Source organism: Pseudomonas sp. LS1212 (assembly GCF_024741815.1).
In the GTDB taxonomy this organism is placed as follows: domain Bacteria; phylum Pseudomonadota; class Gammaproteobacteria; order Pseudomonadales; family Pseudomonadaceae; genus Aquipseudomonas.
The window spans coordinates 2,682,712-2,695,858 of record NZ_CP102951.1 but is presented as its reverse complement, the minus strand read 5'-3'; the positions used below and the strand labels follow the sequence as shown (position 1 = coordinate 2,695,858).

10 protein-coding genes are annotated in these 13,147 nt (G+C 62.2%); 4 read left to right on the top strand and 6 right to left on the bottom strand.

The window, feature by feature from the left end:
- Positions 1-107: 107 nt before the first annotated feature.
- Entirely contained in the window at positions 108-1,814 is a 1,707-nt protein-coding gene (locus NVV94_RS12750; protein ID WP_258447471.1) for a hypothetical protein, read from the top strand.
- 361 nt (positions 1,815-2,175) lie between these two features.
- Here the strand turns inward: NVV94_RS12750 and NVV94_RS12745 are convergent, their stop codons facing one another.
- The gene (locus NVV94_RS12745; protein WP_258447470.1) at positions 2,176-2,778 is read right to left on the bottom strand and encodes a DJ-1/PfpI family protein; all 603 of its coding nucleotides are present in this window, start codon (positions 2,776-2,778) and stop codon (positions 2,176-2,178) included.
- A 161-nt stretch (positions 2,779-2,939) separates the two neighbouring features.
- Here NVV94_RS12745 and NVV94_RS12740 point away from each other — a divergent pair, with 161 nt between their 5' ends.
- Complete coding sequence (locus NVV94_RS12740) at positions 2,940-4,274, top strand: PLP-dependent aminotransferase family protein (protein ID WP_258447469.1); 1,335 nt, start codon at positions 2,940-2,942, stop codon at positions 4,272-4,274.
- A 13-nt stretch (positions 4,275-4,287) separates the two neighbouring features.
- Here NVV94_RS12740 and NVV94_RS12735 read toward each other — a convergent pair whose 3' ends face one another.
- The 3 genes from NVV94_RS12735 to NVV94_RS12725 all read right to left on the bottom strand — a co-directional run bounded on the left by NVV94_RS12735 (position 4,288) and on the right by NVV94_RS12725 (position 8,005).
- On the bottom strand, positions 4,288-5,337 hold the full coding sequence (locus NVV94_RS12735; RefSeq protein WP_258447468.1) for a DUF2955 domain-containing protein: 1,050 nt from the start codon (positions 5,335-5,337) through the stop codon (positions 4,288-4,290).
- On the bottom strand, positions 5,327-6,388 hold the full coding sequence (locus tag NVV94_RS12730) for an HlyD family secretion protein (RefSeq protein WP_258447467.1): 1,062 nt from the start codon (positions 6,386-6,388) through the stop codon (positions 5,327-5,329). Before NVV94_RS12730 ends, NVV94_RS12735 begins: the two co-directional genes overlap by 11 nt.
- A gap of 246 nt (positions 6,389-6,634) precedes the next feature.
- A complete protein-coding gene (locus NVV94_RS12725; RefSeq protein WP_408733471.1) occupies positions 6,635-8,005 on the bottom strand; it encodes an OprD family porin in 1,371 nt (456 codons plus the stop codon).
- Between the two features lie 668 nt (positions 8,006-8,673).
- On the opposite strand from NVV94_RS12725, the gene NVV94_RS12720 reads away from it, so the two are divergent.
- Both NVV94_RS12720 and NVV94_RS12715 read left to right on the top strand, forming a co-directional pair.
- On the top strand, positions 8,674-9,855 hold the full coding sequence (locus tag NVV94_RS12720) for a methyl-accepting chemotaxis protein (RefSeq protein ID WP_258447466.1): 1,182 nt from the start codon (positions 8,674-8,676) through the stop codon (positions 9,853-9,855).
- The gene (locus tag NVV94_RS12715) at positions 9,852-10,487 is read left to right on the top strand and encodes a hypothetical protein (protein ID WP_258447465.1); all 636 of its coding nucleotides are present in this window, start codon (positions 9,852-9,854) and stop codon (positions 10,485-10,487) included. Before NVV94_RS12720 ends, NVV94_RS12715 begins: the two co-directional genes overlap by 4 nt.
- A gap of 43 nt (positions 10,488-10,530) precedes the next feature.
- Here NVV94_RS12715 and NVV94_RS12710 read toward each other — a convergent pair whose 3' ends face one another.
- Both NVV94_RS12710 and NVV94_RS12705 read right to left on the bottom strand, forming a co-directional pair.
- Positions 10,531-12,519, bottom strand: a complete 1,989-nt coding sequence (locus NVV94_RS12710) for a thioredoxin domain-containing protein (protein ID WP_258447464.1) — start codon at positions 12,517-12,519, stop codon at positions 10,531-10,533.
- A gap of 10 nt (positions 12,520-12,529) precedes the next feature.
- Positions 12,530-13,147, bottom strand: a complete 618-nt coding sequence (locus NVV94_RS12705) for an iron-sulfur cluster assembly protein (protein WP_258447463.1) — start codon at positions 13,145-13,147, stop codon at positions 12,530-12,532.

Here is a 13,147-nt window from a genome sequence, read left to right as displayed (position 1 = left end):
GGATCCGCAAAGGTTGAAAGTCCAGCCGTGGGCATGGGCCTTCGAAGCGGACAGCTGGATCGCAATACTTATTCGCCAACCTTTCCAGGCAAGCGATGGAGGACACCATGGCAAACAGCGCCGACGTATTGTGGTTCAAGACCCAATTTCAAGCATTGATCGAGCCTGAACTTGCAGGCACACCTTTGACCGTCGATTTCATCGCTGCTATCGCCTGCCAGGAAACCGGGTTCGTCTGGGCTACCCTCAGATCAAAGCAAATGAACAACGACAAGATCCTTGCCCTGTGCGTGGGCGACACGTTGGACGACAACAAGGGTCGCAGCGCATTCCCCAGAAACAAGGCCGAGTTGATGGCAGCGCCACGTGGCGCTGAAATGTTTGACATAGCCCATCAAGCCCTCGTCGACATGGCCGAACATATCCCCGGCTTTGCCGAAGTCGCCAAAAAACCGAACAAGTTCTGTCATGGCTTCGGCATGTTTCAACGCGATCTGCAGTTCTTCAAGGGCGATCCGGATTACTTTCTGCAGAGGCGGTACGAGAGGTTCGAAGAGACCTTAGGCATGTGTATCGCCGAGCTGAAACGCGCGCTGAAGAAATTGGGACTGCAAACGCGGCCAACACTCAGCGAGCTTGAGCTCGCCGCAATTGGCATCGCGTACAACACCGGCGGTTTCAGCCCGAAAAAGGGATTGCGGCAGGGCCATTTCGATGGCAGCCGATTCTATGGCGAGAAGATTTTTGACTTCATACGGCTCGCCCAAACCGTAGCCCTTCCAGGGGTTGCATCTGTACTGAATGCACCTGCGGCCGGTATCGCGTTGATACCCGCGCCAAGTCCCGTTACTGCGCAAGGTGAATTCTTCAAGGTCGACACCACCGAAGGCATGCTTCGCTTGCGAAGTGAACCCAGGAAAAGCGAGCCGATCCAGGCGAACGTAATCGGCCACCTGCCGGATGGGCATCCAGTACGTGCCGTTACCGACAAAGCCAGGAACGGTTTTCGTGAAGTGGAAACATCCCTGGCAGGTGCTCTACTGCGCGGATTCGCCTCGCAGAAGTTCCTGGTATCTACGCCCGCCGTCCACGAGATACCCGTCGTCACGCCTGCACAAACGCCACCGCACGCTGGGGTCATTGCCGTATCGATGCCGAGAAAGCCCGGTCGCGTGACCAAGCGTACGGATACAGCAGGTGCGCATTCCCTGAACGAGCCGGACCAGCCTACCCGCCAGGGAACGACTCCGGACGAATTGCGCACGGAGCTCGCTGCCATCATCAAATGGCTGGCGGTGGACAAGACCTCGAACAAGCGGTTCCAGCCTCGCGAGGGCCTTACCTTCTGCAATATTTACTGCCACGACTATTGCCATTTGGCAGGCGTCTACCTGCCACGGGTGTGGTGGACGGCGAAGTCCGTCATTGCGCTCAGCAAGGGCTCGCAGGTGGAGCCCCTCATTGGCGACACCATTGTCGAGATGCGCGCCAACGACCTGTTCCGCTGGCTGCGTGACTTTGGCGCCGAATTTGGGTGGCGACAGACCGGAACGCTCAGCAAACTCCAGCAGGCCGCAAACCAGGGGGCCATCGGGTTGATCGTGGCGCGCCGCAAAGAGGATGGGAAATCAGGACATATCGTCGCGGTGGTTCCTGAAGTGGCTGATTTCAGCGCCAAGCGCGATGCAGCTGGCGACGTTACAGCCCCCTTGCAGAGCCAGGCAGGGGCAAAGAATTTCAGTTATGGAACCGGCAAGGCAAATTGGTGGAATGGAGACGAGTTTGCCGAGAGCGCGTTCTGGGTGCATGCATGAGTTCGAAGGGAGCGCCTCGTGTGCTGCTGATATCGCCCTGTGCCACCGGAATCGATCCAGATAGCACGCTGCGGTCTCTGCCGCTGCCGCAGGTGCAAGATTTCAAGGGCGCCAGGGGGCCTTGCGGCCCCAGCGTCGCAGCGGCGCACCGAGCCTTCGGCAGCGGCTACAACGGTTCGGTGTGACACGGTCGGCGTAGATACCGTCTTGCCCCTTATCGTGCAAGCGCTATTTTTGGGGCAGATGCGGACCCTGTAGCCGCTGCCGTCAGGCTGCGCTCGCGTGCGAAGCATGCGCAAGATCTCAAGATCGCCGGGGAGCCCCTGCGACGCCTGGGGCGGTGACCTGATCGTGGCTTAAATCAAGCAGGCAGATAGGGCGTGATATGCCGCATCCCACGCAACACGTAGTCATCCTTCTCCCCCACCGGCGCGACGTAATGCAGCGCGCTTGCCGCCGCTTCCATACCTTCCAGGCGGGCAATGATCCAGACGGCAAGGTATTGAGAGGCAAGACAGCCTCCGGCGGTGGCAACATTGCCTTTCGCAAAAAAAGCCTGGTTCAGCACGTCCACACCCGCTTCCTGAACCCATGGTTTGGTCGTCAGATCGGTGCAGGCTGGAACACCTTCGAGCAGACCCAGCTTCGCCAATACAAGCGTGCCAGAGCACTGTGCACCCAACAGCTGCCTCCCGGGATCAAACTGCAACTGCGCCATCAGGGCTGGGTCAGCGACGACCTCACGTGTCAGCATACCGCTGCCGACAATGACCGCATCGGCTTCACTGGCCTCTCGAAGCGTTGCTTGTGATTCGATGACTACCCCATTCATGGAGCGAACACGGGCAGTGGGGCTGGCAATCGACACTCGCCAACCCGGCTTCTTGACGCGATTCAGCACCCCCAGAGCAATGAGCGAATCGAGTTCGTTGTAGCCTTCGAAGGTCAAAATAGCGATGTGCATGTTGTCGCCTTCCCGTGCAGATTTGATTGAGGAATGAGCTGCTCAAGACGATGGCCCTCCCCCGGATCACCCTCGGGTGCTGGCCATGCGAATCAGTTGCGCAGGAAGATGCTAGAGCCGAGAATCAGTACAATCAAATAATTGTACTGGATACATTGGCCATGGCTCGCTCCCGCTACAAAGTGTTGGTCGATGCATTGGCTGCCGATATCCAGGCAGGGCGTTTTCAGCCCGGCACGCGTCTACCTACACACCGCGAACTTGCGGCAAAAGAGGGGCTGGCCCTGGTTACTGCTACCCGCGTCTACTCGGAGCTTGAGGCCATGGGCCTGGTCAGCGGAGAAGTCGGGCGAGGTACCTTTGTGCGGGAAACCTCGTTACCCCCAGAGCTGGGCATCGACCAGCTTGCGGTTGCTTCAGGCCTCCTTGATCTCAACTTCAACTACCCGTCTCTGCCTGGCCAGGCCGAGTTGCTACGAGGTGCATTGCGCCAACTCGCGATTTCCGGCGACCTGGAGGCAATGCTGCGCTATCAGCCTCATGCAGGGCGCAAGCATGAGCGGGCCATGGTGGCGCAACATCTCCAATGTCGCGGGTTGGCCGTGGGCGGGGATCAAGTGTTGATCGTCAGTGGTGCACAGCATGGGCTGGCAGCCACTGTCATGGCGCTGCTTCGCCCCGGTGACGTCGTTGCGACCGACGCCTTGACCTATCCAGGCTTCAAAGTGCTCGCGCAGACACACCGGCTTGAACTCGCACCGGTTCCTTCTGCAGGCCATGAACCCGACCTCGACGCTCTCGAGCAGCTGTGCAAGCGTCGGCGCGTACGTGCCGTGTACACGATGCCAACTCTGCACAACCCGCTGGGATGGGTGACCGGCATGCAGTGGCGACTAAGGATGGTAGCGATAGCCCGCAAGTACGGGCTGCTTATTATCGAGGATGGGGCCTATGCCTTTTTAGCGCAGGATCCAGCCCCTCCATTGGCGACACTTGCACCAGAAACTACCGTGTACGTCTCGGGCTTCTCAAAAAGTATTGCCACCGGGCTTCGCGTTGGATTTGTTGCAGCTCCCACTCAATGGGTCGGCGCCATTGAACGAATCATCCGCGCCACCACCTGGAACACACCCGGCATCATGACGGCTATCGCCTGTGTCTGGCTTGGCGATGGCACTGTCACACGACTGGAGGAGGAGAAGCGTCGCGATGCCAGGGTTCGTCAATCAATCGCCAATGCTGCACTCTCAGGACTCCACTACATCAGCCACCCCTCCTCCTATTTTGTCTGGCTACCCTTGGGGGAAGAGGTTCGAGCCGACCAGATAGCGGCAGCGCTTATGCGCGAGCAGATTTCGGTCTCGACTGCCGAACCCTTTGCGACGTCTGTACAGGTACCCCATGCGATTCGCCTGGCGCTAGGATCTGTATCGCTGCCCGCGCTCCAGGAAGCGCTCGAAAAGGTGAAACGGGTTGTTGATTCATACTCGTATTAGCCAGGCGATCCTGTCAGTGACTCATATGCCGCGTGCACTCAAACCGATTTAGCAGCCCATGCACCAGAAACACTGCGAACAAGGTCAGCAATACCGCCACGCACACCGAGCTCAGCCGATAAAGGATCTGAAAAATAATGTCATTGGCCGGGCTCAACGATTGACCGAACAAAATCGCCAACGTCGTCAGCGACCCCATACCGATCCCGGAAATGCCCTTTTCCAGGCCGTGCCAACGGGCGCCGATCATCATCGCGCCCCACAGCACGAGGGTCAGCAACGGCAACAGATCATGATGGCTGTAGAACAGCAGCATCATCACCATGGCCATGGCGCAGCCGAGCAAGGTACCGACGGCGCGGATCCGCCCGGCGAAATGCGCGCCCTTCCAATGCATGGGGAACAGCAACAAGTTGCTGGCCACCAGGGCCGACAGCGAATCGACCAGATTCAGGCTCTGGAACACAACCACCGACAGGGTCGCCACCGTTGCACCGAGCAGCGCTTCGTGGCGCATGCTGGCGCGGTCCTTGTTGGCAGGTGCGCGAGGCTGACGCGGTGTGACATCGGGGAACAGGTAGAACATCAGCCCGGCAACCAGCGCCGCCGAGATCACCGCCAGGCTGTTGCACCACAGCATATCGATGACGTTGGTCTGCGGGTAGCTGGCGAAATTCAGCTGTATCGCCAGGAATACCACTCCCAGTGCGCTGAACAGAAACAACTGCCCCCGGGCCATAAGGGCAAATCGGTAGAAAAACAACAGAAAGACAATGGGGATCATCAGCCTCGGCCGATCGCCGAACAGGCCATACAACAGGCCGACCTCCAGGTTCACCACCACACTCTGGGCGAAGAACTGGCGGACCAGGTGCACATTCAGGCGCGGTACCAGGCCAAGCAACAGTACGGGATAAACGCAGAATAAAGCGCCATATTCCAGGCTGAACAGCTTGCTGATGAAAAACATCAGGGCGCCGCCGGTGGCAATCCGCAGGCATTGGCGCAGCTCGTTCTCGCTTAGCAGGCTCTTTGCCTTGGCAGGCAAAGCGTCAGTAGACATAGTGCATCAGGCTGACCAGACGAATCTGCGCCCGCGCCAGAAAGTGCGCAAAGGCATTATCGAACGGCTGCAGCTGCACCGTCAGCTTCGCCCCGGTGGGCAGCATCGCCGGCAAGGGTTGCTCCAGCACCAGATGCACCCGCTGGCGCTGGGCGTTGCGCACCCAGCGATCCGATTGTACAGGTGCGGCCAGTTCACCATTGGCATCCATCTGCCCTTCCCTGACCCCGGCATCCACATGGCTGACCCTGGCCTGGAACAACTCGCCCGGGCGAGCATCGAATGCCACCATCGCGCGCGTGCCGACCCGACTGAAACGCAGGGCTTTCTCGCGAAAGTCGGCGATCACATCGATGTCATCCTCCACCAGCGCGGTGACCGGGGTACCGGCTTGCAGGTAGGTGCCGGTGCTCAGCTGGAGGTTGCCGATTACCCCGGCTCGCTCGGCTCGGACCTGGCTGTAGGCCAACTGCAGGCGGGCCTGGCGCAGTGCATTACGGGCCTGGCGCAGCAGCAGATTGTCACTGGTGCTGCTGCCGCGCCGAGCCTGCAGCTCAACCACGCGCGACTTGGCCGCCTGGGCATCTGCCTCGGCGACCTGGCGATTGGCCTCGACTTGCTCGTAACTTTGCCGGGAAACAAGTTGCTTGCCGACAAGCACCCGAAAACGCTCAGCCTGGGCGTTCAATTCATTGACCTTCGCCAGTGCCGAGCTCACCGCAGCCCTCGCCGCCTTGAGGTTGGCATCGAGCTCTGCGTTGCTCTGGCTGGCTTGTTCGACCGCCAACCTGGCCTGTTCAACCTGCAGCTCGAAGGTCTCAGGGTCGAGCCGAAACAGCAGGTCGCCTGGCTTCACGGGCTGATTATCAGCAATGGCCACTTCAATTACCTGCCCGGAAACACGGGGTGCGACTTTCAGCACAGGCCGGGTCATTTGCGCCTGCGGCGTCAATGGGAGGGCCAGATCGGCAACGAGGAAGTAGATGAAAAACACGGCAAAAGCCACGATAGCGATTTTGACCCAACGGACAAATCGTTGATCGGGAGTCATGAATACCTCGAAGAGGAATCGGTACCGATCAACTGCTGGTAAAGCGTCGAGTGGGTCAACCGATCAAAGGCCAAAGAGTGCGATCAGTATATTCCTGGTTTTTTGTGTAACTATCGGCGTGCCAAGTAATGGATGTGTACGGAATAGGTAACAATCCAAGGGGACGTTATCCGTCAGTGCGTGGGCTCAAGAAAAAACGCCGATCCCTGAAGACCGGCGTTTTTCATCTCAGAAAGCGAAGGTTAGCTACAGTAATGGCAGGGTATAGCTAACGATCAGACGGTTCTCGTCCTGGTCACGCTGGGTCGGCGTACCCGCGCCCGAAACCGGCAACTCACTGCGCAGCGAGGCGTTCCTCCAGGCCAGCCCCAGGCCTTTGAAGCTGCCCGACTGGACAACATAGGCCAGGGTAATGTCGCGCTCCCACTCGCTCTTGTCGCCATTGGGCGTCTTGATGTTGTCGCCGTGCAGGTAGACCGTGTTGAAGGTCAGGCCCGGTGCGCCGATGCTGGTGAAGTCGTAACCGTAGCGCACCTGCCAGGTGCGTTCGCCAGCGCGCTGGAACTTGCCGATCTGCACATCGGTGATCAGGTAGGCGCTGGCGCCTTCCCCGTCGCCGCGGTTGAGGAAGGGGAAGTCGCTGTCGCCGTTGAGCACCTGGTATCCGGCGCCGAAGCTGTGGCCGCTGACGACATAGGTGAACAGGCCGCTGTAGGCACGGTTGTCGACCTCGCCCTTGGTCACCCGGTTGCCGTAGTAGCCGCTGCTGACAAAGCCATCGGCCCGGCCGGCGGCGCTGCCGTTCTTGCCATCGGAACTGCTGTCGAAGGCGCGCAGGTCGGTTTTCAACACGCCCGGCCCGATTGCCCAGTTGTGCAACAGGCCGACAAAGTGCTGCTGGTAGAAGTCGTCGAGGTTGCCGTAGTAGTACTGCAGGGTCAGGTCTTTGCCCGGTTTGTAGTCGCCGCCGGCGTAATAGAATTTGTTGCTGTCCCGCGAACTGGCGCTGCTGCCGTTGGCGCCGGCGATCGAGAGGCTGCGCTCGTCGGTGGAGTTACGCCCCCTGGAGTGTTCCAGTTGCCCGGCGACCAGGGTGAAGTCCCTGAGGTCGGTGGAAGATACTTGGCCGCCCTGGAACGAAACCGGCAGCAGCCGGCCGTCGTTGTAGGACACCACGGGCAGCTTGGGCTGCAAGGTGCCGTAGCGCAATTCTGTGTTGGAAACCTTGGCCTTGGCGGTCAGGCCGAGGCTGCTGAACTCATCCACCGGCGAGCCGTCGCTCTCCAGCGGAAACAGCGTGCCGGGGGTGCGGTCCACGCCCGCCTTGCCGGCCTTGCCGCCGCTGTCCAGGCGTACGCCGAGCAGGCCGAGGGCGTCTACGCCGAAGCCGACCGGGCCCTGGGTGTAGCCGGAGGCGTAATTGAAGATGAAACCCTGCCCCCATTCCTCTTGCTTGCTCGGCGAAGCGGCCCCTTCACGGTTGTCGGTGTTGATGTAGAAGTTGCGCAGGGTCAGGTTGGCCTTGCTGTCCTCGATGAAACCGGCGGCGACGGCCTGTTGTGTCAGCGCACCAAGGGCGCCTGCGGTTATGGCCAGAACCAGGGGAGACTTCGTCATTCTTGCAACTCCAATGCATGCACTCTTAATGGGTCGTGAGCGAAGCCTCGAACAAGGCTTCACAGGTTGGTTTTCCGGTCTCCCTGACTCGTATTTATCCGGGGTGACGCTGGTGCGGGAAAAACGCAAAAAAAAAGCGCCCGAAGCCGTAAAGCTTCAGGCGCCTTTGCCTGTCTGTGGGAAGCGATGAGGTGTCGCCTGGCAACGCTGCCCGGCGCACGTGTCCGGTGCCTTCAAGCACTTTGTGATCGACGTTGATCACCAGGACTGCCGAGCAAAAGCAGGTAGCGTGCCAAGTCATTGCTGGAATGGCGCCAGCCGGCTCGCCTTCACCCTTTGCAACAGTCTTGCGTGCACTGCGACCGCTTCACGACCCTGATGGGCCCGAACCAGAACAGAGCACAGTGGCTAGGCAACTCCCGCTAGCGGTGCGCCGGGCGCCTTCTGCGCCTGCAGTACGGCGCAGTCACAAGCATTGCACCGGCGGGTCCAGACGTGTGCACGCTGCCGAAGGCAAGGCTGGCAAACAACTTGCTAAGGTCTGCCCAAGCCGGTGCCATCAATGATGATGGCCAGGCAAGCACCATGGGCAACGGCGTCCGCTTCCCCTCCGCAGTTCGGAAGGTGGGCGTACGCCGTTTTTGCTTTCATGCACAGAAGGATTTTCCATGTCCACTCAAGGAGTGCCCCACGCGGGTCACGCCATCACGCCACCGCCCAAGGGCCGGCGCCCTGCTCGTCTGGCGCTCGCCAGCGCCTTGTTCGAACCCGGCAGTGCCCTGCTCGAGCGCAGCCGGGCCGGCGTCTGGTTGCCGCTCGGGCTGGCGCTCGGCGCCTGCGCACTGGCCCTCGCCGAACAGCCCGCCGGCGCACTGGCCCTGGTGCCTGGCGTACTCTACCTGGGCGGCGCCTGGCACTTGCGCGAACGCCGGCAATGCCAGTTGCAGAAGTTCTGGAACACCGAACTGGTGCGGCTGCTGCACAGCCAGGATGCCGACCCCGCGATGCTGCTGGTAACCGCCAGCGTGCGACTGCGCGACGGCGAACGCCTGCGCAGCGAAGTACAATTCGCCAGCCGCGCCCTGGAACGGATGGCCCAGAGGGCCCGCGACCAAGGCGAGGAGCAGAGCCAGAGGCTCGCCATGATCGCTGCCGCCAGCGAGCAGATCGATCAGACCCTGCACAGCATCGACGGCCTGGCCGTGCAGGCCCTGGCGGCGTTCGCCGACGCCCACGCCCAGAGCGAGGCCGGCTGCCAGGAGGCGCGCGCCGTGGGCGGCAGCATGTTCGCCATCCAGCACAGCCTGGGCAATACCGCACAGGCCGTGACAGCCCTGTTGCAGTGCACCGCCGCCGTCGAGCGCGCCGTGCAGAACATCCAGGCACTGGCCAAGCAGACCCAGTTGCTGGCGCTCAACGCCTCGATCGAAGCCGCCCGCGCCGGCGAGCACGGTCGCGGCTTCGCCGTGGTCGCCGAGGAGGTGCGCAGCCTGGCCCAGGCCACCGACCGGGCCACCCGTGAAATCACCACGACCGCCACCGCGATCGCGACCGCTGTGCACCAGGTAGATGGCGAAGTCGGACAACACCGCGACCTGTTGGAAGCCGGCAGCCAGCAGAGCGAACGTCTGGCCGCCAATCTCGACGACCTGGCCCGCCGCAGCCAGACCAACCTGCAACAACTCGGCGCCATGCAACAGGCCCTCAGTGAGCACCAGCAAGCCAACCATGCCCTCAGCGAACAGTTGCAGCAGGTCAATGGGGCCGTACAGGCGCAGAGCACGCAGACCCATGCGCTGCACGATCTGACCCGCTATCTCAACCAGCTCACCGTCGGAAACCGCACATGACTCCACAACTCAGTACAAAACCGCCACGCCCTCCGCTCCCGCAAGGCGATCCGGCACTGCGACGGGCACTGTTGCTGGGCCTGGATTTGCTGCAAGGCCTGCAACAGCATCGCGGTCTCGGTGGCCAGACCACCATCGAGGCGCGCCAGCGCTGCCAGTCCCTGGGCATCGCACTCGACCAACGCTGGCGGGAATGGCCCTATTGCGCACAGCAACAGCAGGCCTGGCAGGCACTACGCCGCGACCCCACCGATTTCGATGGCCATTGCCGGCTGCTGCAAGACCTGCTCGGCGCCCTCCAGCACCTTGAACTCCATCGCTGTGCGCTCAATCTGCAACCCCCGAGCCTTGCCGAACGCTGCTGGGAGCTGGAGGAACTCGGGCGGCTGCGTGGCCTGTCGGTGCGCGCCGCCGCCTATAGCAACTGCCCGCTGGAAATGCTCATCCAGTTGCAGTACCTGCATGAACGTTTGCTCAGGCACGCCCCCCGCGCGCTGCACGACGCCCTCGAACAGCTGCGCCACTGCCTCATCGATGCCCCGACGGTCTCCATCACCCCCGCGCAGTGCTATGCCCTGCTCACGCAACTGCTCGATGAACGCCTCGACGCCATCCGCCGGGATTTGCACTGAGGCTTGGCACCCTAGATGGCAGATCCCGGCGGCCTGACACGCTTCACTCCAGGCAGAGTTCCACCAGTTCCGTGGCGCTGGTCACCGGGGCTTTGCAGGTGCGGTTGCGGCACACATAGGCGCTGGTTTGCCCCGCGAGCGCAGGCCGGCCCTTGCCGATGGGCACATCCTCGGCAAAGGCCAGGACGCGGGCCGGCAGGTAGCGACGCTGCAGGTTCGCCACCAGGGCACTGGCTTCGCTGCGTTCGCCTGCGATGACGACGCTGAGCGGGACACGCTGCATGAAGTCCTGCGCGGCCAGCAGATGGGCGAAGCCGAAGGGATTCTGCGCGGCGGCGGCGCGGTACATCGCGAACACTTGCTCGGCGCGCTCGCGATAAAGCTCGCGGCCGGTCAGCTCGAAGAGCCGCAAGAACGCCAATACGCTGGTCGAAGTGCCTGACGGCCAGGCATTGTCGTACGGCGCCCGTGGCCGGTGCACCAGCGGCTCGCTATCGCTGGGCGTGAAGTAGAGCCCGTCGTCCCAGAATTTGTCGAGGATCAGCTCGACCAACTGCGTGGCGCGTTCGAGATAGCGCTGATCGAAGCCGCACTCGTAGAGATCGAGCAACCCGTTGGCAAGAAAGGCGTAGTCCTCGAGGAAGCCTGGCACCTTGGCCGTGCCCTCCCGCCAGGCCCGGTACAGGCCACCCTCGGGCGTCGAGAGGCGGTCCAGCAAGAAGTCGGCGGCACGCCTGGCGGCGCCCAGGTGAGTTGCGCTGCCGGTCGCCTGGTAGGCGGCGCAGAGGCCCTGGATCATCAGCGCATTCCAGCTGGTGAGGATGTTCTCGTCGCGCCCCGGACGAATGCGCTGGGCCCGCGCCGCCAACAGCCTGGCGCGCAGGCCCTGCAAGTGCATTTCCTGCGTGGCGTCGAGCGTGACGGCGCGGTGCAGCACGGTGGTGCCATGCTCGAAGTTGCCACTGGCGGTCACACCGTAGGCCCGGCAGGCCAGCGTGGCGTCCGGCTCGCCGAGGACGGCCTGCACCTGCGCGGGTGTCCACACGTAGAACTTGCCTTCTTCACCCTCGCTGTCAGCGTCCTCGCTGGCGTAGAAGCCGCCCTCGGGATGGGTCATGTCACGCAGGGTGTACTCGATGGTCTCCTCGAACACGCGCCGCCAGGCAGGCGTGCCGGTGGCGCGATAGGCATCGGCGTAGAGCTTCACCAGCTGGCCGTTGTCATAGAGCATCTTTTCGAAATGGGGCACGGCCCAGTGGTCATCCACGCAGTAACGCGCGAAGCCGCCGCCCAGGTGGTCGTAGAGCCCACCGGCGGCCATGCGATCGAGGGTCAACTCCAGCGAGCGCAGCAAGTCCGGCTCCTGCAGGCGCTCATAAAGGCGCAGGACCAGATCATGGCAGGCCACATTGGGGAACTTCGGTGCGTTGCCCAAGCCACCGTGCACAGGGTCGGTGTTCCTGGCGAACAGCCTTGCGGCGGCAGCCGGCTGGTCTTGCTCCAGCGGCGTATCGCCCTCCAGCATTTGCGTCTCCATCACACCGTAACCGTTGAGGAACTGCTCGACGTTCTGCCGCAGCGCCGCGCGGTTGTTCTGCCAGGCCTCGCTCAGGCCGCGCAAGAGCTGGCTGAACCCAGGCCGGCCATGGCCGTCGTGTGGCGGAAAGTAAGTGCCGCCAAAGAACGGCTCGCGCTGCGCAGTGAGGAAGACCGTCAGCGGCCAGCCGCCGCCCTGCCCCATCATTTGCACGACTTTTTGATAGATGTCGTCGAGGTCGGGCCGCTCCTGACGGTCGACTTTGATGTTGATGAAATGCTCGTTCATCAGACGCGCGATTTCCGGGTTCTCGAACGACTCATGGGCCATCACGTGGCACCAGTGACAGGCGGCATAGCCCAGCGACAGGTGGATGGGTTTGTCCTCGTCACGCGCGCGGTTGAACGCCTCCTCGCCCCAGGGATACCAATCGACCGGGTTCTCTGCGTGCTGGCGCAGGTAGGGGGACGTTTCTTTGGCAAGTCGGTTGCTCATGGCAGGTTCCTCACAACAGGCCTAGCTGCAAGCGGGCCGCGTCGGACATGCGACTCTGGTCCCAGGGTGGCTCCCAGACGATCTCGACCTCGACCTGGCTGACCCCGGGCAGGCTCATGACCCTTGCGCGTGCCTGCTCTTTGAGTAGGTCGCCCATCCCACAACCGGGCGCAGTCATGGACATCTTGATCTCGACGCGCTGGCTGCCGTCTTCGAGCGGCCGGGTTTCGCATTGGTAGATCAGCCCGAGGTCGACGATGTTGACTGGCAGCTCCGGGTCGTAGACGGTGCGCAGCATGTCCAGCACCTGCTGGACGCCTAAGGCACCGCTCACCACCGGTTGGTTCGGGTTGTCGAAGTGCAGGCCGGCGCCACGCAGTTCATACGCGAAGTCGATGGCCAGGCCATCGGCACGCCCGGCGCTCGCGGGGTCGAGCAGCAGACGGATGCCATCCGTTTCGACGACAACATCGCCCTCGGCACCGGGTTCGAACAGCAACTCGTGATTGAAGTGCTCGTCGATCCGGAGTCGCACCGCGCCCCCGCTCTCATCTGCCAGGGCAGCGCGCAGGATTCGCCGTGCCGAGTCGCTGAGGCGAATGCCGGGAAGGGTTGGATCGGCTGCCAT

What these genes read in the sequence shown, in the direction of transcription:
- NVV94_RS12720 (WP_258447466.1), top strand. Translation starts at nt 8,674, where the DNA reads ATGTCCACTCAAGGAGTGCCCCACGCGGGTCACGCCATCACGCCACCG.
- NVV94_RS12715 (WP_258447465.1), top strand. Translation starts at nt 9,852, where the DNA reads ATGACTCCACAACTCAGTACAAAACCGCCACGCCCTCCGCTCCCGCAA.
- NVV94_RS12740 (WP_258447469.1), top strand. Translation starts at nt 2,940, where the DNA reads ATGGCTCGCTCCCGCTACAAAGTGTTGGTCGATGCATTGGCTGCCGAT.
- NVV94_RS12745 (WP_258447470.1), bottom strand. Translation starts at nt 2,778, where the DNA reads ATGCACATCGCTATTTTGACCTTCGAAGGCTACAACGAACTCGATTCG.
- NVV94_RS12725 (WP_408733471.1), bottom strand. Translation starts at nt 8,005, where the DNA reads ATGACGAAGTCTCCCCTGGTTCTGGCCATAACCGCAGGCGCCCTTGGT.
- NVV94_RS12730 (WP_258447467.1), bottom strand. Translation starts at nt 6,388, where the DNA reads ATGACTCCCGATCAACGATTTGTCCGTTGGGTCAAAATCGCTATCGTG.
- NVV94_RS12735 (WP_258447468.1), bottom strand. Translation starts at nt 5,337, where the DNA reads ATGTCTACTGACGCTTTGCCTGCCAAGGCAAAGAGCCTGCTAAGCGAG.
- NVV94_RS12705 (WP_258447463.1), bottom strand. Translation starts at nt 13,147, where the DNA reads ATGGCAGCCGATCCAACCCTTCCCGGCATTCGCCTCAGCGACTCGGCA.
- NVV94_RS12710 (WP_258447464.1), bottom strand. Translation starts at nt 12,519, where the DNA reads ATGAGCAACCGACTTGCCAAAGAAACGTCCCCCTACCTGCGCCAGCAC.
- NVV94_RS12750 (WP_258447471.1), top strand. Translation starts at nt 108, where the DNA reads ATGGCAAACAGCGCCGACGTATTGTGGTTCAAGACCCAATTTCAAGCA.